Source organism: Rossellomorea sp. SC111 (genome assembly GCF_024733565.1).
GTDB lineage: Bacteria > Bacillota > Bacilli > Bacillales > Bacillaceae_B > Rossellomorea.
This window is the reverse complement of record NZ_JANIOC010000013.1, coordinates 117,776-137,046: the sequence shown is the minus strand read 5'-3', so window position 1 is coordinate 137,046 and position 19,271 is coordinate 117,776. Positions and strand designations below refer to the sequence as shown.

The following is a 19,271-nucleotide window of genomic DNA, read 5'->3' as shown; positions in this document are numbered from 1 at the left end:
TTGAGTAAACTTGGCCATATGTGCTGGTACCTCCTATTGTTGGTTGGGGTGTCCAACAATAGGGGTGCAACTCAGCGATGCCCTGCGGGGTCTCGACTTTTCCTCTTTTTCCCTCAGGAGTCAAATGCCTTTCGCTTCAATCCACTCTGTGCTCCATTAAAAAAAGCGAGCACCTACAGTGGAAATCAACCAGCACTTTCATTTTAAACAACAATGTTACAGAGTCAGTTTCATAAAAAAATCGGCTTTTGTACATAGTAGACACATATATGGTTCTATAAGAAACTGGAGTGATGAAGGTGAAGTGGACTGGAGTTATAATAGTGATCTTATTGTTTATTCTGCCCGTCATTGATTTGGAAGAAGCTGAGGCAAAGGAGAAGGTGGAACCTTTCCATCTGACGATTCTGTATACGAATGATGTTCACTCCCATCTGGAAAACGTTCCGTATCTTCACTCGGCAATTATAGAAGAACGGAAAAAAGATGGGGAAGCCCTTCTGCTGGATGCAGGGGACGTGTTTTCGGGCACGTTGTTTTTTAATGAATATCTTGGACAGGCTGATGCTGAATTCATGAATGAAATTGGCTATGATGCCATGACGTTGGGTAATCATGAATTCGATAAGGGGAGTGAGGTGCTGGCGAACTTTATTAGGAAACTTTCCTTTCCAGTAGTGAGCAGCAATGTGGATATCCGTCTTGATCCTACCCTTGCTCCATTAATGAAAAGTAGGGTGCCGGAACAGTCAGAAGGTGGAAAGATCTACCCTTCCATCATTCAAACAGTCAAGGGGGTCAAAGTTGGAATCATCGGTCTCACAACCGAAGATACTGCTTTCCTTTCTGCTCCGGTTAAGGAGATAGTCTTTCGGAATGCCGAAAAGAAAGCGGTTGAGGAGATTGCAAAACTTCAGGCGAGGGGCGTGAACCACATCATCCTGCTGTCTCATCTTGGAGTGCGACAAGACAAAGTGCTGGCTCAAAAAGTGAAAGGAATCGATATCATAGTCGGCGGCCATTCCCATACAAGATTAGAAAACCCGCTCGTGTACAATTTGAAATCAGTACCGACACTGATCGTACAAGCGAATGAGTATGGGAAGTCACTTGGCAAATTAACGGCTGTATTTAACGAAAGAGGGGTATTGACTGAGTGGGATGGTGAGCTGCTGGATGTGTTGGCCAAAGATCAAAAAGGGAATGACGTGTATCCTCCTGATCAATGGGCAGTAAAGAGATTGGAGCAACTGGGCAAGCCCATTGAAAAGTTGAAGAGCTTGGATGTCGGTGCGACCAATATTTCATTAAATGGAGATCGTCGGGACGTTCGGACAAAAGAGACCAATCTAGGCAACCTCATTACTGACGCCATGCTGGAAAAAGCAAATCAATATTCCCCCACTGAAATCGCATTTCAAAATGGGGGCGGCATCAGGAGTTCCATCGGGGCAGGGAACATTACCATGGGAGAAGTGTTGGAAGTGCTGCCCTTTGGGAATAGCCTTGTCACCTTGAATCTGACGGGGGAGGAAATCCTTCTTGCATTGGAACATAGTGTAGCGGATCTGGACGGGGAAGCAGGTCAGTTCCTTCAAGTATCGGGCATGACATTTCACTTTGATCCCTCTAGGCCTGTTGGTGACAGAATAACAGGAGCGGAAATACAAGGGGCTCCTCTTGACCGTTCCAAGATGTACAGGGTGGCCGTCAACGCATTCCTTGCGGGTGGTGGGGATGGTTATACCGTATTGAAACAAGCGAAGGAAAACGGCAGGATATCCGAGCTATACCTCAATCTATATGAGGTGTTGAGTGAATATCTCTCCATGCATTCCCCCGTTTCCCCACAAGTGGAAGGAAGGATCGTGAAAGGAAAAGAATAGAATAAGAAGGAGACGGGTTTACTTGTGAGGTGCAAAACGGTTAGTCGCAGATCAATTTAAATAACGAATCACATAAACTACCAGCATAATTCACCGTTTATATCACAGTCAAAAGGGCGTAGAGATGCAAAGCTCTCTACGCCTTTTTTTGTACATATTCAATAGAGAGTAAAGTCAGTTTGACAAATAAGCGGAGGAATTCCGCTTATTTATTACATAGAACTGAAAATATCTTAAATAGACGGAAAGATTCCGGCTATTTACACGAAAAACGTGAAAATCGTTAATTTTACTTTGCTTAATCGGAATAACTCCGCTTATATCCAGAACAAAGCTCTATTCTTCAGTCTTAACCGGAAAATCTCCGCTTAATTAAATATCACTGGTTATTCGATAAAAGATAAGACTTCTTATTAAATTATAAATAATTCCCACACTCATATGTGTTTTACACTATCTGCACCTCTGATGTAAACCCGTTAATAAGAAGGGAAGAGCTCCTGCCGGCTCCACAGTTGCTTATAGGTTTCATATTTTTCAGAAAAAGGGTATAATAAAATGAATGATCATTCATTTTATTATTTTCAATTCCGTTTATTAAAAGGAGGAGCCAATTTGAAACATTTTACATACATTGATGATATAGAAACATGGCAAAAAGAATTTACATTTTCTATCCATATTAAGGTCCGGTTTTCTGAGACAGATATGTTTGGGCATATGAATAACACTGTTCCATTCACGTATTTTGAAGAAGCCAGGATCGAATATTTAAAACACATTGGATTTATGCAAAACTGGGTTAAACCAGAGCATGATACGATTCCTGTCGTGGCAGATTTGCAATGTGATTTTGTAAAACAAGTATTCTTCGACGAAACGTTGAAGGTATATGTGAAGGCGGATCGTGTTGGTCGCTCTTCAGTAGATTTACATTACATGGGTCTGAATGAAGAAGAGCAGGTTTGCTTTACGGGCAGAGGAACCATGGTGCAAATTTCGAAGGAAACTGGAAAAGGTGTCCCTTGGACGGAAGAAATGAAGGCGAAGCTCCATAGCAATAAGGAGGTCTCAAGCCCGGTTTAGGATGTGAAAGAAACCGCAGCCTATTTTTCATTTAACTTCCTTCTCTATGTCACTCTAAACCCTACCTTCACATATGATATTCTGACGACCGACAATACCCATCCCCGCGGTTTAAAGCTGGCGAAGGCAAGGAGGGTTACCATAATTGAAGGACAATGATTTTACACACAAACCGTTGCTCACCAAAAGAGAAAAAGAAGTATTCGAACTGTTGGTTCAAGACAAAACAACTAAAGAAATTGCTAGTGATCTATTTATTAGCGAGAAAACAGTTCGAAATCATATTTCCAACGCCATGCAAAAGCTTGGAGTGAAGGGGCGATCTCAAGCTGTTGTAGAGCTTCTTCGCATGGGGGAACTCAAGCTTTAAATGTAAGGGACTGATTCTGATGCCGAACAATTAACGGGTTTCTTTAGCGGATGCCTATTAATGTTTGAATGAGAGTCAGTCTCTTTTAGTTCTGTTCCCTTTTGAGAACTTGTCTTGAATTTTTTCACGAAAAAGGCGAAAATGCTAGTAAGGGGAATATACGCTTGACCACTAATAGATATAAGAAGCTAAAATGGGAAGGCTGATGCGTTCCGGTTTTTCATAAGGAGTAAATGTTCGGTTTCTGAATGTAAAAGGAGAGAAATAATGACGAATTCTAAAGAGCAAACCATTGAAGATATACAAGTTGTGGCAGATATCGAGAAAGACCTGCGATACATATCATCGATCATTAAGCAAAAAGGAAGAGAGATATTAAGTCAGTATACCATCACGCCTCCACAGTTCATCGCGCTGCAATGGTTATTCGAGTACGGGGATATGACAATTGGAGATCTTTCGAATAAAATGTACCTTGCTTGCAGTACGACGACGGATCTTGTTGATCGTATGGAAAAAAACCAGTTGGTCGAAAGGGTCAAGGATGAGAATGATCGTCGCGTCGTGCGCATTCATATGTTAAAAGAGGGCGAAAGAATTATTGAAGAAGTGATCAAGAAAAGGCAGAATTATTTACAGAGCGCCTTAACGGATTTCTCTTCTCAGGAAGTGTTATTATTAAAAGATCATTTAGCAAAACTTCATCAAGAAATTAAACCAGAATGAGGGAATAATGTGATTCAACCTATCGGCATCATTGATTCTGGGGTGGGGGGGCTCACCGTCGCGAGAGAAGTGATGCGTCAGCTGCCGAAAGAGACCATCTATTATTTAGGTGATACAGCCCGATGTCCCTACGGCCCCAGATCAGCTCAAGAAGTAAAAGCGTTCACGTGGGAAATGACTCAATATCTCATGCAATATGATATTAAAATGCTGATCATTGCCTGCAATACAGCCACTGCGGTGGTATTGGATGAAATTCAGACACACTTGGATATCCCCGTCATAGGGGTCATTCATCCGGGAGCCCGTGCTGCGATCAAGCATACTCATAATAAGAGAATCGGTGTCCTTGGAACCGTGGGGACGATCAATAGCGGCGCCTATGTAGATGCCCTTCACTCCCTGCACGGAAGCCTGGACGTCACGTCTCTCGCCTGCCCGAAGTTTGTTCCTTTAGTGGAAAGTGGGGAGTATGACAGTTCCATGGCCACTGATATTGTAGGAGAGACACTTCATCCCCTTAAAGAGTCCGGAATCGATACGTTGATCCTGGGATGTACCCATTACCCGCTGCTACAGCCTAAGATACAGGCATATATGGGTCCTGAGGTCAGTGTAATAAGCTCCGGGGACGAAACCGCGCGTGAAGTCAGTACGATCCTCGATTATTATAACCTCCTGTACAGGGGAGTCCAGCAGCCGGAACACCGCTTTTTCAATACGGGGTCTTCGGCGATTTTTTCACGGATCGCCTCCGATTGGTTGACAGTCGGGGAAGTAAAAGCAGAAACCATCCGATTACAAGAGTAGGATCTTGTGATCGGGTGGTTTTTTTATATTGTTGTCCTAATATAAAAAGTTTCGGTCTATTTTTCGGATGGGGCTCGTATATATGTTAGTACAAACTGTCTTTCAGGAGGTTTCCCAATGGCAAAAAAAGCGAAGGTGTCAATTGCTGTAACGGTTTTAGCTTCTTCTGTATATCTTTCCGGTTGTGGATTACTCAGTTTCGGTGATGACAAGGAGAAGATCGATCCTCCACAAGACTTATCCTACTTAAAAGAAGGGGAGAAAGTCGATACAGCCAAGAGTGGGGATTCAGAGAAAAAGGTGAGCAAAGAAGAAGCAGGTGCTGAAACCGTCATGACGGAATTGTATTTAATCGATAAAAACGGCTATGTCGTTTCCCAGTCCATTCCTCTTCCTAATCAGGAAAGTGTGGCCAAACAGGCTATTGAATACCTGGTGAAGAATGGTCCGGTAGAAAACATCCTGCCGAATGGATTCAGGGCTGTATTGCCGGCAGATACACAAGTGACGGTTGATATTAAAGACGGAAAGGCGATTGCCGATTTTTCTCCGGAATTCAATAATTATCAGCCAGAAGATGAACAGAAAATCCTGCAGTCCGTGACGTGGACATTGACCCAGTTTGATTCGGTTGAAAAAGTCGAACTCCGTGTCAACGGGTATCCTTTGACGGAGATGCCGGTGAACGGTACGCCGATCGACGAAAATGGACTAACAAGGAAAGTCGGGATCAATGAGGATACTTCAGGCGTTGTGGATCCGACGAGCACAAAACCGCTTACGGTGTATTATGTATCGCAATCCGATGATAAAACCTATTATGTTCCTGTCACAAAACGCGTCAGTTCCAAATCCGTGGATGAAGTCAAGGCAGTGGTGAATGAGTTGATCGAAGGACCGGGTTATTCTTCTTCCCTGGCGAGTGACTTTACGGGGGCGAAGCTGTTGGATGATCCGAAGCTAGAGGATGGAACCGTGACACTGAACTTTAATGAAGCGGTGTATGGCAGTCTGGAAGAAAAGATGGTTTCTGAGCATATGCTGAACTCTCTCGTCCTTTCCTTAACAGAGCAAAAGGGGATCAAAGGGGTCTCGGTACTCGTGAATGGAGAAGCGACCACCGTCTCAAAAGACGGGGAAACGATGACTGAACCTGTGACAAGACCAGAAAATGTGAACGCAATTAGTTTTTAAATCACGTTTTTTTGATATACTATTAATAGAAACACTTGAAAAGAGGTTGGCAGATTGCCGCCTCTTCTATTTTTGATTAAGCCATTTTTTACATAACGTACGAACAAACAGGAGGGAATTATATGAGAACAGACGGCAGAGAAAAGAATCAATTGCGTCATATCGAAATCGAGACAGGTTACGTCAAGCACCCGGAAGGTTCTGTGTTGATAACGGTTGGTGAAACGAAGGTCATTTGTAACGCCAGTATCGAGGAACGGGTGCCTCCATTTATGAGAAATAGTGGAAAAGGGTGGATCACGGCGGAATATTCCATGCTTCCGAGAGCTACGGAAACGAGAAATATCCGTGAATCGTCCAAAGGGAAAATATCCGGCCGAACGATGGAAATTCAACGTTTGATTGGACGTGCCCTGAGAGCGGTCGTTGACTTGGATGCTTTGGGAGAACGGACGATCTGGATCGATTGTGATGTCATTCAGGCTGATGGCGGGACAAGAACGGCTTCCATCACAGGGGCATTCGTTGCCATGGCAATCGCCCTTGCAAAGCTTCAGGATAGCAAAAAGATTTCTTCATTCCCACTCAAGAGCTTTCTTGCAGCGACAAGTGTCGGGATTGTAGAAGAACACGGAGCGGTCCTTGATTTGAATTATATTGAAGACAGCAGCGCATTGGTGGATATGAACATCATCATGACGGGTGAAGGTGAATTTGTGGAGCTTCAGGGAACCGGTGAAGAAGCCACATTTACAATGGATCAATTGCATCAACTATTGAAGCTTGGACAAGTTGGGATTCGCGAATTATTCCAAATCCAGCAGCAATCATTAGGTGATATCGTAAAAAGATTTCAATAAAGGGATGAGAGAGCAGATGACAAAACGAGTGATCATAGCCACTAAGAACAGGGGAAAAGCAAAAGAATTCCAACATATGTTTGCGCCGTACGGGTATGAGGTACAAACATTACTAGACCTCCCTCATATTGAGGATGTGGAAGAAACAGGCGAAACCTTTGAAGAGAATGCGATTTTAAAAGCGGAAACCGTAGCAGGAGAATTAGGGGAACTAGTGATAGCCGACGATTCCGGTTTGGCTATCGATGCCCTCGATGGTCGTCCAGGCGTCTATTCCGCGCGCTATGCCGGGGAAGAAAAGAGCGACGAAGCGAATATGGAGAAGGTATTGGGTGAGCTGGAATTCGTGGAAGACTCAGACCGTACTGCCCGTTTTTACTGCGTATTGGCCATTGCCGGTCCTGATATGGAAACGAAAACGGTGACAGGAACGTGTGAAGGGATGATCCTGCATGATAAGAGGGGGACGAATGGGTTTGGCTACGATCCCATCTTCTTCGTACCTTCCCTTGAGAAGACCATGGCCGAATTAACACAAGATGAAAAGAGTCAGATCAGTCATCGCGGCCACGCACTAAAAAAGCTTGGAAATATGATTTCAGACTTAGTTTAAAGGGTGAATCTGAATGAAATTATTAGTAGTAAGTGACAGTCATGGATCCAAAGATGAATTGTTGGATCTATCAGAGAAGTACAAGTCCCGTGTGGACGCCATGATCCACTGTGGTGACTCGGAATTAAGTGCAGATGACCCTGCATTGTCATCTTATCTGATTGTCCGGGGTAACTGTGACATGGATGCAAGATTGCCTGACGATTTGGTAGAGAAGGTAGACGAGCAAACCATCATGGTGACTCACGGGCATCACTATGGAATCAAGATGTCATTGATGAAACTCCGATACAGAGCGGAAGAGGTCGGGGCGCAGTTTGTGTTCTTTGGTCACTCGCACACTCTGGCGGCAGAATTGATTAACGGCACATTATTCCTGAATCCTGGAAGCATCCTGCTGCCAAGAGGGAGAAGCGAACGTACCTACGCATTGGTAGAAACTGAAGATCAAGAAATAACAGTCACATTCCTGACCCACGATCATGTCGTGCTGGATGAATTGACGCAAACATTTAAATTGTGATTACGTGTGGGAACCCGTCGCGTACGGGTTCCCATCATGATTTGAGGTGCAAAATGCAAAGATGAAAAATAAAATGAAACTTTTTTTGAAAATCTGTTGACTTATTTATGCTATGTGAATATAATAAATATTGTCCTTGAAAAACAAATAACGAAAAAACACGTCCCAGTAGCTCAGCTGGATAGAGCAACGCCCTTCTAAGGCGTCGGTCGGGAGTTCGAATCTCTCCTGGGACGCCAAATCATTACATACGAACCTTGGTATCAGGGTTTTGACTAACAAGGGGTACTGACACAGTAAACTGTGAGGTATCTCTTTTTTTATCCGATACATGGTGCGATGCTTTTTGTTTCATCTTACTATATTCAATGTGTCCCAGTAGCTCAGCAGGATAGAGCAACAGTTTCCTAAACTGTAGGTCGGGAGTTCGAATCTCTTCTGGGACGCCATAAACCCTACATATGCAAAGCTTGCCTGGCTCAGGCAGGCTTTTTTTGTTATCCAAATGATATCGTGCTAAACTAATACCAACTAAACAGTATAGGCAGGTACGTTTTTATGAATAAAGGAAACCATGAAGGAAAAGGAAAGATCGTACAGTTTCCAGGATTAAAGGAGAGACTCTTGGAAAAAGGGGTTCAAGCTTTGGAAAAAGGGGAAGCCCATGAATCTTCCCAACTCCTTGCACAGGCCCATGAACTGGAACCGGATAATCCGGACATCAATACGGCACTCGTATTATCACTCTATGAAAGCAAACAATACGATCAGGCCGCATCCATATGTAAAGAGATGCTCCTCGAAGGAATCGGTGACTATTTCGAGGTCGTTGATATGTATTTAATGATTCTTATACAGCTTCACAAGCACAGTGAAGTGATCGATACGATCAATGCCCTTTTTGATGAAAGGGAAGTACCCTTTGAAAAGGAAGAACACTTCAGGAAGCTTCTCCATTTCAGTGAAAAGGTAGTGAACGGGAAAGCGGCTGTTCCTGAGAAAGAAGTGCAACCTGAAGATCAAACGGCTATCCTGGCAGGGAAAAGTCTCGAGGAGCAGACACTCATCACGGCACAGCTCGTTCATCGTAATATTCAGCCTTTCACCTTAGAGCTGCAAGGGGTTTTACAGGATCCTGATGCCCATCCATTTTTACAAACGATGATTTTAAATGTTTTAAAAGAGCATGGAATGGATAAAGAAGTAGTTGTAGTGAAGTTAGGAATGGAAGAGCGGGTTTATCCTGCAGCGTTGGAAGACGTTTTCGAGTCGGATTTCTTCACAGGGGTAACACATGCCCTGGAGGATCTCCTGGCACAAACGAATCCCACTCTATTTCAGCATGCCCAGGAATTACTGAAACGTCATGCCTTCCTTCTCTATCCGTTTACACTGGAAGAAGATTCGGAAGAAATCGCTGCAGTATATGCCTACTACACAGCAGGTATGTTTGCCGATGAGATCCTTGAGGAAGAGCTAAAAGGACAGGTTGAAACGATTCAAGCTAAAGGGATTCTCTCAAAACTTGAGGAACTAGAGGAAATTTCCTCTCCGAATATTTAAGCCCCCTCTGTTGAAAGACAGTGGCTGTATGTTATAATGTAATGGTTGTAATGTAAAAGTTATTCATATATTTACGATGATAGTGCTAGATTCACACGGGACTATCTACTACTATGCGTAAAAAAAATTAAGATCAATTATAGATTGTTGGAGGGAACAGTATGTCTGCAAAATGGGAAAAGCAAGAAGGAAACCAAGGAGTACTTACAATTGAAGTAGAAGCTGCAAAAGTAAACGAAGGTTTAGACGCAGCATTTAAAAAAGTTGTGAAACAAGTGAATGTACCAGGATTCCGTAAAGGGAAAATGCCACGCGGGATGTTCGAAAAACGTTTTGGTGTAGAATCACTTTACCAAGATGCATTAGATTTCATCTTACCTGAAGCGTATGCGAAAGCAATCGAAGAAACAGGAATCGATCCGATCGACCGTCCTGAAATCGATGTTGAGCAAATGGAAAAAGGCAAAGATCTTATCTTCACTGCTAAAGTACAAGTGAAACCAGAAGTGAAACTTGGCGACTACAAAGGTCTTGAAGTAGAAACAATGGAAACAGAAGTAACAGCTGAAGATGTTGAAGCTGAACTTACTTCACTTCAAGAGAAGCAAGCAGAGCTTGCTGTCAAAGAAGATGGAAAAGCTGAAGAAGGCGACACAGTGACAATGGATTTCGAAGGATTCGTTGACGGTGAAGCATTCGAAGGCGGCCAGGCTGAGAACTACTCACTTGAATTAGGTTCTGGTCAATTCATCCCAGGCTTTGAAGAGCAATTAGTTGGTGTTGCAGCAGGAGAAGAGAAAGAAGTAGAAGTCAACTTCCCTGAGGAATACCATGCAGCAGAATTAGCTGGCAAGCCTGCTACATTCAAAGTGAAAGTTCACGAAATCAAAGCGAAAGAACTTCCTGCACTTGATGATGAGTTCGCAAAAGACGCAGATGAAGAAGTAGAAACGCTTGCTGAACTAAAAGAAAAAATTGAAAAACGCCTTCAAGAGTCTAAAAAGAACGAAGCTGAAACAGCGGTTCGTGAAACTCTTGTAAATAAAGCTTCTGATAATGCTGAAGTTGAAATTCCAGAAGTAATGGTTAAAGCTGAAGTAGACCGTATGATGCAAGAATTCGAACAACGCCTGCAAATGCAAGGTATGAACCTTGATCTTTACTTCCAATTCTCTGGTCAATCAGAAGAAGATCTTCGCGGTCAAATGACAGAGGATGCCGGCAAACGCGTTCGCACTAACTTAACACTTGAAGCAATCGCGGCAACGGAAAACCTTGAAGTAACGGACGAAGAAGCAGAAGAAGAAGTAAACAAAATGGCTGAACAATACAATATGACTGCTGATAACATCAAACAAGCACTAGGCGGCCTTGACACACTTAAAGCTGACCTTAAAGTACGTAAAGCAGTAGAATTCCTTGTTGAAAACAGCAAAACTGTAGCATAATAAAAATAGCAAACAAGGCGCGAATCATTCGTGCCTTGTTTTGTACAATGAAGCGTATATACCCTTGATTTTGCCCATTCGTGTGAATCGAATGTTTCACACGCTTTTCAAGCTTTGCTGAAAAGTAGCCATCATCATCAAAAGCGATGGAGCAAACTCGTTTGCTCTTTCGCTTTTGATGATGATGGCGTAAATGAGCCAAATCACCACTAAACTAAGCTTCATTCCAATATTTTTTTTCGAGCTCAAGAGTTTGCACCAGGCGTTTTTTGTTTCTGTGGCAAAATGAGCCAAAATACTATACTCTGTTGATTAAGAAACTTTCTCCAACAATTAAGAATAAGAACCACTATTTTTGGAAAAAGCTTATGAAACGGGATTGCACTATTTTTCACCATGAACATACATACTAAGATTCCTTACATTTCCTAACTTCAATTGGACAAAATAAACATTGGCAATGTAAATGATTTGCTAAAATGCACGATACATAATAAGATGATTCTTAAGAATCGTATCAATTTCTTTACGAACATATAATATGATAAAATGCAGTACATAACTTTAGGTAATAGGGATGTAAGGAATCGTTCGTTTGATGAAACAGGCACGATTTTATGAAGTTTTAACGAAGGGGTGAAAATCATTGTTTAAATTTAATGATGAAAAAGGGCAGCTAAAATGTTCTTTTTGCGGAAAAACACAAGACCAAGTTCGTAAACTAGTCGCTGGACCAGGTGTGTATATTTGTGATGAGTGCATCGAGCTTTGCACAGAAATCGTAGAAGAAGAGCTGGGGACGGAAGAAGAAGTAGAATTTAAAGACGTACCGAAACCACGCGAAATCCGGGAAATCCTGGACGAGTACGTAATCGGGCAGGATCAGGCGAAGAAATCACTTGCCGTAGCCGTCTACAACCACTACAAGCGTATCAACTCCAGCAGTAAAGTTGATGACGTTGAACTGTCTAAGAGTAATATTGCCATGATTGGACCGACTGGTAGCGGGAAAACCCTCCTTGCCCAAACACTGGCACGTATTCTTAACGTTCCTTTCGCCATCGCCGACGCTACTTCTTTAACAGAAGCGGGTTACGTTGGGGAAGATGTAGAGAATATTCTATTGAAACTGATCCAGGCAGCTGACTACGATGTGGAAAAAGCTGAAAAAGGGATCATCTACATCGATGAAATCGATAAAGTGGCAAGAAAATCTGAAAATCCATCCATCACGAGAGACGTTTCAGGTGAAGGGGTTCAACAAGCCCTCTTGAAAATTCTTGAAGGTACGGTAGCAAGCGTTCCACCACAAGGCGGACGCAAGCATCCTCACCAGGAATTCATTCAAATCGATACGTCCAATGTCCTATTCATTTGTGGTGGAGCATTCGACGGGATTGAACAAATCATCAAACGCCGTTTAGGTCAAAAGATAATCGGATTCGGTTCTGATCCTAAAAACGCTGAAGTGAAAGAAGATAAGTCGCTACTTTCTAAAGTTCTTCCTGAAGACCTATTGAGATTCGGATTAATTCCGGAATTCATCGGTCGTCTACCGGTCATTTCGAGCCTTGAGCCTCTTGATGAAGAAGCACTGGTTGAAATCCTGACTAAACCTAAAAACGCATTGGTAAAACAATACCAAAAAATGCTTGAATTGGATGAGGTCGAGCTTGAGTTCACAGAAGATGCCCTGCTTGAAATCTCTAAAAAAGCGATTGAGCGTAAAACAGGTGCACGTGGATTGCGATCCATCATCGAAACAATGATGCTCGATGTGATGTTCGATCTTCCTTCCCGTGATGATATTAAGAAATGTATCATTACGAAAGAGACGATCCTTGAAGATGCAGCTCCTCATTTAATGCTTGAGGATGGCACGATGATCGATCCAAACGAAGAAAAGACATCAGCTTAATAAGCTTCGTAAAGCCGGGAATGATCCTTCATTCCCGGCTTTTTCTTACGGCTGAAAATATAGAAAGGAGATGGGAGAATTGGATAGGAAGAAACCAAAGGTCGCCATCAGCTGGAGCGGGGGCAAAGACGGTTGTCTCGCTTTGTACCGGACGTTAAAAGAAGAAAAAGAAGTAGTGTGTCTTGTATCCATGGTGTCTGAAGAATACGAACGGAATCATGCCCATGGTCTGCGATTGGATATTGTGAATCAACAGGCAGATGCATTGGATATTCCTCTCGTACTGGTGAATTCAGGGGATGATTACGAACAAGCCCTTATTCAAGCATTATCTGGTATTAAGCAGGAGAGAGGTGTGGAGGAAATCGTCTTTGGAAGCTTATATGCCGATGAAGACAGAAAGTGGAATGAAGAAGTGGCAATGAAAGCAGGTCTGACACCCTCCTTTCCCGTATGGATCTCAGAGGACGAAACCACTCAATTACTGAAAGAATTTATAACCCTTGGATTCTCTGCAGTCATATGCAGGGCTTCCGACAAACTGTTCGACCACACATGGGCCGGCAGGATGCTTGATTGGAGCTTTTATGAAGATATACATAAGAAAAATTGTTGCGTCATGGGAGAAGCAGGAGAATACCATACCTTCGTCCTGGACGGCCCGATCTTCTCAAAAAAAATTCACCTTGTAAAATCAGGAGTGATCTTAAACTCCGGACTCTGGTCATTGGACATAGAGGATTGTCAATTAATAGAGAAAAAAGGTGAAATTGAGTTCATTAATCAACTCTAGGGATGCATAAGATTTACATAGAAGTGTAAGGACAAAAAGGAAAACAAAAAATTTTAAATACACTTAATTTGAAGACCAAGATGTTGATTGAAGCGGAAGGTGCTCGACTCCTGCGGGAAACAACGAAAAGCGGAGGCGGCTTGCTCAGCCCCGACAAGCATAAGGTGAATGGGCCGGGAAGGCGTTTTGTGCCTTCTTGGCCCATTTAGCTTATGACCTCGAGGGGCTAGCCGCAGGAGCTGGACAATGTCAGACAGCACTTGAAGCTGAGGAGGCTCACCGCCCACCCCGCGGAAAGCGAGCACCTGCAGCGGAAATCAACCAGCACACGCTGGGCCTGGAATTAAATGAATTAATCCTTTTTAAACCATCCACCCACCGAATTTTTTTGTTTATTCCCACAAGGTCAAGGAGATACTAACCGATAACAACTTGTATCTACTTGGAGGGAGACGAATGAGCTTTACGAGCATCGCTTTATTCATCCAATTATTCTTCGGAATCATCATTGGATTGTACTTCTGGAACCTGTTAAAAAACCAGCGAACGCAAAAAGTTTCCATTGACCGTGAATCAAAAAAAGAGATGGAAGAACTCCGAAAGATGAGATCCATTTCATTAACCGAACCCCTTGCCGAAAAAGTAAGACCCTCAAGCTTTGAAGATATTGTCGGGCAGGAAGATGGAATTAAAGCATTAAAAGCAGCGATATGCAGCCCGAATCCCCAGCATGTCATCATTTATGGACCGCCTGGTGTCGGAAAAACGGCAGCAGCCCGTCTGGTCCTGGAAGAAGCAAAGAAAAATATGAAATCCCCATTTAGGTCTTCTGCTGTTTTTGTTGAATTGGATGCCACAACGGCACGATTCGATGAACGGGGAATTGCCGATCCACTGATTGGTTCCGTCCATGATCCCATTTATCAAGGGGCAGGAGCCATGGGACAGGCCGGGATCCCGCAACCAAAGCAAGGTGCTGTGACGAATGCCCATGGAGGCGTATTGTTCATTGATGAAATCGGGGAATTGCATCCCATTCAATTGAATAAGCTATTAAAAGTGTTAGAAGATCGCAGAGTGTTTCTTGAAAGCGCGTATTACAATGAAGAAAATCATCAAATTCCCACCCATATACATGATATTTTCAAAAACGGACTTCCGGCTGATTTCCGCTTGATCGGTGCCACGACCCGTACACCGAATGAACTCCCTCCTGCGATCCGCTCCAGATGCATGGAAGTATTTTTCAGGGAGCTTGAGCATGATGAAGTGAAAAAGGTAGCGGCAGGAGCCGTAGAGAAAGTAGAAATGACGATTAGTGACAAAGGGCTCGAAACACTTGCATCTTATGCCCGAAACGGCCGTGAAGCAGTCAATATGGTCCAGATTGCAGCAGGGGTCGCCATTACAGAAAATAGAAAAGAAATTTATGATCATGAGCTCGAGTGGATCATTCAATCCAGTCAGCTGTCCCCGCGCTATCAGAAAAAAATCAATGAAGAGGCAACAATTGGTCTCGTCAATGGGTTAGCCGTGACAGGACCAAACACCGGATCTTTACTTGAGATTGAAGTAAACGTCATACCCGCAACAGATAAAGGTACCATCAATGTGACGGGAATCGTGGAAGAAGAAAGCATCGGGGACCGGAGTAAATCCATCAGGAGAAAAAGCATGGCGAAAGGCTCGATCGAAAATGTGATCACCGTCCTTCGTTCCATGGGCGTGCCTGCCGATCAGTATGATATTCATGTGAACTTTCCAGGCGGAGTGCCGGTCGACGGACCTTCTGCAGGGATTGCCATGGCTCTGGGGATTTACTCGGCGATTTACCGGATACCCGTCAGGCATACGATTGCTGTAACAGGTGAGATTAGTATTCATGGATCCGTTAAGCCAGTCGGCGGGGTATATCCCAAAGTGAAAGGTGCGAAGCTCGCCGGTGCGACCATGGCCATCATTCCGTACGACAACCAACAGGCAATGTTAAGAGAGATTGAAGGAATCGAAGTGGTTCCGGTCAAACAGCTTAAGGAAGTGCTTGACCTCGCCTTGATGAAGGACCAGGTTCCCCAGGGCGTTACGGAACAAAATAAGAAAAGTGTATAGACTGTTGACCGATTCGGGTCTATCCGAATCGGTTTGTTTTTGAATAGATGGAAAATGGAATAAGGGAGAGCTTTATCGAATAAAGTTGTAAATACCTATTTAATAGACACTACCTAGTAAATAAGTTAGAATTGTACAAAGACTCATGAGCAAAATTCGGAGGTGTTATATGTGGCAAAACAAAATAATTTAACGGTTCCCCTCCTTCCATTGAGAGGCTTACTAGTGTATCCAACAATGGTCTTGCATTTAGATGTTGGACGTGAGCGCTCCGTTCAGGCTTTAGAAAAAGCCATGATGGATGATCATTTAATTTTCTTAACGACTCAAAGAGATATGAATATAGATGAGCCAACACAGGAAGATTTCTACGAGATGGGGACTCTGACAAAGGTCAAGCAGATGCTCAAACTGCCTAACGGGACCATCAGGGTGCTGGTCGAGGGGATGAACCGTGCGTCTATTACTTCATTCACCGAGCAAAAGGATTTCTATGAAGTAACGGTGAAGGAATTCCATGATGATGAAGGTAAGGAATCGGAAACGGACGCCTTGATGAGGACGTTATTGAACTATTTCGAACAATACATAAAGCTATCAAAGAAAGTGTCAGCCGAAACGTATTCAACCGTTTCGGATATTGAAGAACCGGGAAGGCTTGCGGATATCGTGGCATCCCATCTGCCTTTGAAAATGAAGGAAAAGCAGAACGTCCTGGAAACTCTCGACATTAAGAAGCGGCTTCAAATGGTGATCGAAACGATCAATAATGAAAAAGAAGTGCTGAGCTTAGAGAAAAAAATCGGGCAGCGTGTCAAACGTTCGATGGAAAGAACCCAGAAAGAGTATTATCTTCGTGAGCAAATGAAAGCCATTCAAAAAGAGTTGGGTGACAAAGAAGGTAAAACGGGTGAAATTGAAGATTTAACGGCTAAAATCGAACAGGCCAATATGCCTGAAGAGGTGGAACTTACGGCATTAAAGGAGCTTGCCCGCTATGAGAAGGTGCCTTCAAGTTCTGCTGAAAGCTCTGTGATCCGAAATTACATCGAGTGGCTTGTTTCATTACCATGGTCCACGGAAACGGAAGATCAATTGGACATCAAGCGTTCTGAACAGATTTTAAATCGGGATCATTATGGTCTTGAAAAGGTCAAGGAAAGAGTGCTTGAATATCTTGCCGTTCAACAATTGACTCAATCACTGAAAGGACCGATCCTGTGTCTCGCCGGACCTCCAGGAGTCGGGAAAACGAGCTTGGCCCGTTCAGTTGCTGAATCACTGGGACGGAATTTTGTCCGCATCTCCCTTGGAGGCGTCCGTGACGAATCCGAAATCAGGGGGCACAGACGTACGTATGTAGGAGCCATGCCGGGCAGAATCATCCGTGGGATGAAAAAGGCAGGTACTGTCAACCCTGTGTTCCTTCTTGATGAAATCGATAAAATGTCAAGTGACTTCAGGGGAGATCCTTCTTCTGCGATGCTTGAGGTACTGGATCCCGAACAAAATTCAAACTTCAGTGATCACTATATTGAAGAGACATACGACTTATCAAAAGTGATGTTCATCGCAACGGCAAATGACCTTTCAACCATTCCGGGACCGCTCCGTGACAGGATGGAAATCATTACGATTGCCGGTTACACTGAACTTGAAAAGTTAAACATAGCGAAGCATCATTTATTAGATAAGCAGATCAAAGATCATGGCTTAAACAAATCGAAGCTTCAAGTCAGGGATGGAGCGATTGTCGATATTGTTCGCTATTACACAAGAGAAGCAGGGGTGAGAAGTTTAGAACGCCACCTTGCTGCCCTTTGTAGAAAAACGGCGAAGATCATTGTCTCCGGTGAGAAGAAGCGAGTCGTGATTACGTCCAGTAATATTGAAGAGTTCCTGGGGAAGAAAAAGTTCCGTTATGGTCAAGCGGAAATAGAAAACCAAATCGGGGTTTCAACAGGTCTTGCTTACACTACCGTTGGCGGAGATACTTTGCAGATCGAGGTATCCTTAGCCCCAGGTAAAGGGAAGCTTGTGCTGACAGGTAAGTTGGGAGATGTCATGAAGGAATCCGCTCAGACGGCATTTAGTTATGTACGTTCGAAAGCGAAAGACCTTGGGATCGACGAGTCATTCCACGAGAAACATGATATTCACATCCACGTTCCTGAAGGAGCAGTCCCAAAAGACGGTCCTTCAGCAGGGATTACAATAACAACGGCACTGGTATCAGCGCTGACAGGTAAATACGTCAATCGTGAAGTAGGAATGACAGGTGAAATGACCTTGAGAGGAAGAGTCCTTCCGATCGGCGGAGTGAAAGAAAAAACATTAAGCGCTCATCGTGCCGGGATTAAAACGATTATCCTTCCGAAAGATAATGAAAAGGATATAGATGATATTCCTGAAAGTGTCAGGGGAGATTTAACGTTCATCCTTGTATCCCACATCGATGAAGTCTTAGAGAAAGCATTAGTAGGTGAAAAGAAGTGAAAGTAAATCAAGTTGAGCTAGTCATCAGTGCAGTCAGGCCAGAACAATATCCTGGCGATATCCTTCCTGAGTTTGCCTTAGCCGGACGCTCGAACGTAGGAAAATCATCATTCATCAATAAAATGATCGGTCGTAAGAGCATGGCGAGGATTTCATCCAAGCCTGGAAAAACCCAGACGCTGAATTTTTATAAAATAGAAGAAACCCTCTATTATGTAGATGTTCCCGGTTACGGTTTTGCCAAAGTATCCAAAACAGAGCGGGAAGCATGGGGAAAGATGATTGAAACGTACATCACTTCCCGTGAGCAGCTAAGGGCGGTCATCCTGATCGTGGACCTGCGCCATGCCCCGACCAACGATGATGTGATGATGTATGATTTCCTCAAACATCACGGGCTGCCTTGTATCGTCATTGCCACCAAAGCGGACAAGATCCCAAAAGGCAAATGGCAGAAGCACCTGAAAGTCACAAGAGAAACCCTGAATATGGACAGCGAAGACGACCTTATCATGTTCTCTTCCGAAACAGGCCTTGGAAAAGACAAAGCCTGGGACGCCATCAGGTCGTATTATAAATAAATGTTTGAAATTGAACCGATTCAATTGCTTATAGGGCAGTGGATCGGTTTTTTTATTTGATTATTGTATCTGACTAATAGTATCCGGAAGATGAATTATTTGATTGGAACGGAAGGTGCTCAACTCACGCCCCGCGGAAAGTGAGCATCCTGGAGTGGAAATCAATCACTCCTCGCTTATTAACATAATTACATAATAACAATCCCATATAGCTGAAAAGTAGTAATAAAGAAGGTCTACCGAAGTCCGTATAAGGTTTATTGGCCTATATGGGCGAAGCATATGAAAGTAAATG

At 43.5% G+C, this 19,271-nt stretch carries 17 protein-coding genes and 2 tRNA genes; 18 read left to right on the top strand and 1 reads right to left on the bottom strand.

Annotation, left to right across the window (positions count from 1 at the left end; translation table 11 throughout):
- Positions 1–323 precede the first annotated feature (323 nt).
- From NQ095_RS17360 to tig, 13 genes are all read left to right on the top strand, one after another.
- Positions 324–1,886: a bifunctional metallophosphatase/5'-nucleotidase gene (locus NQ095_RS17360; protein ID WP_258264693.1), complete on the top strand. Its 1,563-nt coding sequence runs from the start codon at positions 324–326 to the stop codon at positions 1,884–1,886.
- A 615-nt stretch (positions 1,887–2,501) separates the two neighbouring features.
- On the top strand, positions 2,502–2,972 hold the full coding sequence (locus NQ095_RS17355; protein ID WP_258264692.1) for an acyl-CoA thioesterase: 471 nt from the start codon (positions 2,502–2,504) through the stop codon (positions 2,970–2,972).
- A 145-nt stretch (positions 2,973–3,117) separates the two neighbouring features.
- Positions 3,118–3,342 (top strand): helix-turn-helix domain-containing protein, encoded by a 225-nt coding sequence (locus NQ095_RS17350; protein WP_032087424.1) that lies wholly within the window; start codon positions 3,118–3,120, stop codon positions 3,340–3,342.
- A gap of 267 nt (positions 3,343–3,609) precedes the next feature.
- On the top strand, positions 3,610–4,068 hold the full coding sequence (locus NQ095_RS17345) for a MarR family winged helix-turn-helix transcriptional regulator (RefSeq protein WP_258264691.1): 459 nt from the start codon (positions 3,610–3,612) through the stop codon (positions 4,066–4,068).
- 9 nt (positions 4,069–4,077) lie between these two features.
- Positions 4,078–4,878 (top strand): glutamate racemase, encoded by an 801-nt coding sequence (gene racE, locus NQ095_RS17340; RefSeq protein WP_258264690.1) that lies wholly within the window; start codon positions 4,078–4,080, stop codon positions 4,876–4,878.
- Positions 4,879–4,995: 117 nt separating this feature from the next.
- Complete coding sequence (locus NQ095_RS17335; protein ID WP_258264689.1) at positions 4,996–6,072, top strand: GerMN domain-containing protein; 1,077 nt, start codon at positions 4,996–4,998, stop codon at positions 6,070–6,072.
- Between the two features lie 122 nt (positions 6,073–6,194).
- On the top strand, positions 6,195–6,932 hold the full coding sequence (gene rph, locus NQ095_RS17330; RefSeq protein WP_258264688.1) for a ribonuclease PH: 738 nt from the start codon (positions 6,195–6,197) through the stop codon (positions 6,930–6,932).
- A gap of 16 nt (positions 6,933–6,948) precedes the next feature.
- Entirely contained in the window at positions 6,949–7,545 is a 597-nt protein-coding gene (locus NQ095_RS17325; RefSeq protein WP_258264687.1) for an XTP/dITP diphosphatase, read from the top strand.
- 13 nt (positions 7,546–7,558) lie between these two features.
- Positions 7,559–8,068, top strand: coding sequence for a metallophosphoesterase (locus tag NQ095_RS17320; protein WP_258264686.1), 510 nt, complete (start codon positions 7,559–7,561; stop codon positions 8,066–8,068).
- Between the two features lie 162 nt (positions 8,069–8,230).
- Positions 8,231–8,307 (top strand) — tRNA-Arg (locus NQ095_RS17315).
- 133 nt (positions 8,308–8,440) lie between these two features.
- Positions 8,441–8,517 (top strand) — tRNA-Arg (locus NQ095_RS17310).
- A gap of 109 nt (positions 8,518–8,626) precedes the next feature.
- Positions 8,627–9,631: a tetratricopeptide repeat protein gene (locus NQ095_RS17305; protein WP_258264685.1), complete on the top strand. Its 1,005-nt coding sequence runs from the start codon at positions 8,627–8,629 to the stop codon at positions 9,629–9,631.
- Positions 9,632–9,792: 161 nt separating this feature from the next.
- Positions 9,793–11,079, top strand: a complete 1,287-nt coding sequence (gene tig / locus NQ095_RS17300) for a trigger factor (protein WP_258264684.1) — start codon at positions 9,793–9,795, stop codon at positions 11,077–11,079.
- 96 nt (positions 11,080–11,175) lie between these two features.
- Here tig and NQ095_RS17295 read toward each other — a convergent pair whose 3' ends face one another.
- A complete protein-coding gene (locus tag NQ095_RS17295; protein ID WP_258264683.1) occupies positions 11,176–11,328 on the bottom strand; it encodes a hypothetical protein in 153 nt (50 codons plus the stop codon).
- Between the two features lie 397 nt (positions 11,329–11,725).
- Here NQ095_RS17295 and clpX point away from each other — a divergent pair, with 397 nt between their 5' ends.
- The 5 genes from clpX to yihA all read left to right on the top strand — a co-directional run bounded on the left by clpX (position 11,726) and on the right by yihA (position 18,976).
- Positions 11,726–12,997 (top strand): ATP-dependent protease ATP-binding subunit ClpX, encoded by a 1,272-nt coding sequence (clpX, locus tag NQ095_RS17290; RefSeq protein WP_258264682.1) that lies wholly within the window; start codon positions 11,726–11,728, stop codon positions 12,995–12,997.
- A gap of 79 nt (positions 12,998–13,076) precedes the next feature.
- Entirely contained in the window at positions 13,077–13,790 is a 714-nt protein-coding gene (locus NQ095_RS17285) for a Dph6-related ATP pyrophosphatase (protein ID WP_258264681.1), read from the top strand.
- 456 nt (positions 13,791–14,246) lie between these two features.
- Positions 14,247–15,899, top strand: coding sequence for an ATP-dependent protease LonB (lonB, locus tag NQ095_RS17280; protein ID WP_258264680.1), 1,653 nt, complete (start codon positions 14,247–14,249; stop codon positions 15,897–15,899).
- A 171-nt stretch (positions 15,900–16,070) separates the two neighbouring features.
- Positions 16,071–18,395, top strand: a complete 2,325-nt coding sequence (gene lon / locus NQ095_RS17275; RefSeq protein WP_258264679.1) for an endopeptidase La — start codon at positions 16,071–16,073, stop codon at positions 18,393–18,395.
- Positions 18,392–18,976 (top strand): ribosome biogenesis GTP-binding protein YihA/YsxC, encoded by a 585-nt coding sequence (gene yihA, locus NQ095_RS17270; RefSeq protein ID WP_060670935.1) that lies wholly within the window; start codon positions 18,392–18,394, stop codon positions 18,974–18,976. Before lon ends, yihA begins: the two co-directional genes overlap by 4 nt.
- The last annotated feature ends 295 nt before the right edge of the window (positions 18,977–19,271 follow it).

What these genes read in the sequence shown, in the direction of transcription:
- NQ095_RS17345 (WP_258264691.1), top strand. Translation starts at nt 3,610, where the DNA reads ATGACGAATTCTAAAGAGCAAACCATTGAAGATATACAAGTTGTGGCA.
- NQ095_RS17335 (WP_258264689.1), top strand. Translation starts at nt 4,996, where the DNA reads ATGGCAAAAAAAGCGAAGGTGTCAATTGCTGTAACGGTTTTAGCTTCT.
- rph (WP_258264688.1), top strand. Translation starts at nt 6,195, where the DNA reads ATGAGAACAGACGGCAGAGAAAAGAATCAATTGCGTCATATCGAAATC.
- NQ095_RS17325 (WP_258264687.1), top strand. Translation starts at nt 6,949, where the DNA reads ATGACAAAACGAGTGATCATAGCCACTAAGAACAGGGGAAAAGCAAAA.
- NQ095_RS17320 (WP_258264686.1), top strand. Translation starts at nt 7,559, where the DNA reads ATGAAATTATTAGTAGTAAGTGACAGTCATGGATCCAAAGATGAATTG.
- NQ095_RS17305 (WP_258264685.1), top strand. Translation starts at nt 8,627, where the DNA reads ATGAATAAAGGAAACCATGAAGGAAAAGGAAAGATCGTACAGTTTCCA.
- tig (WP_258264684.1), top strand. Translation starts at nt 9,793, where the DNA reads ATGTCTGCAAAATGGGAAAAGCAAGAAGGAAACCAAGGAGTACTTACA.
- lonB (WP_258264680.1), top strand. Translation starts at nt 14,247, where the DNA reads ATGAGCTTTACGAGCATCGCTTTATTCATCCAATTATTCTTCGGAATC.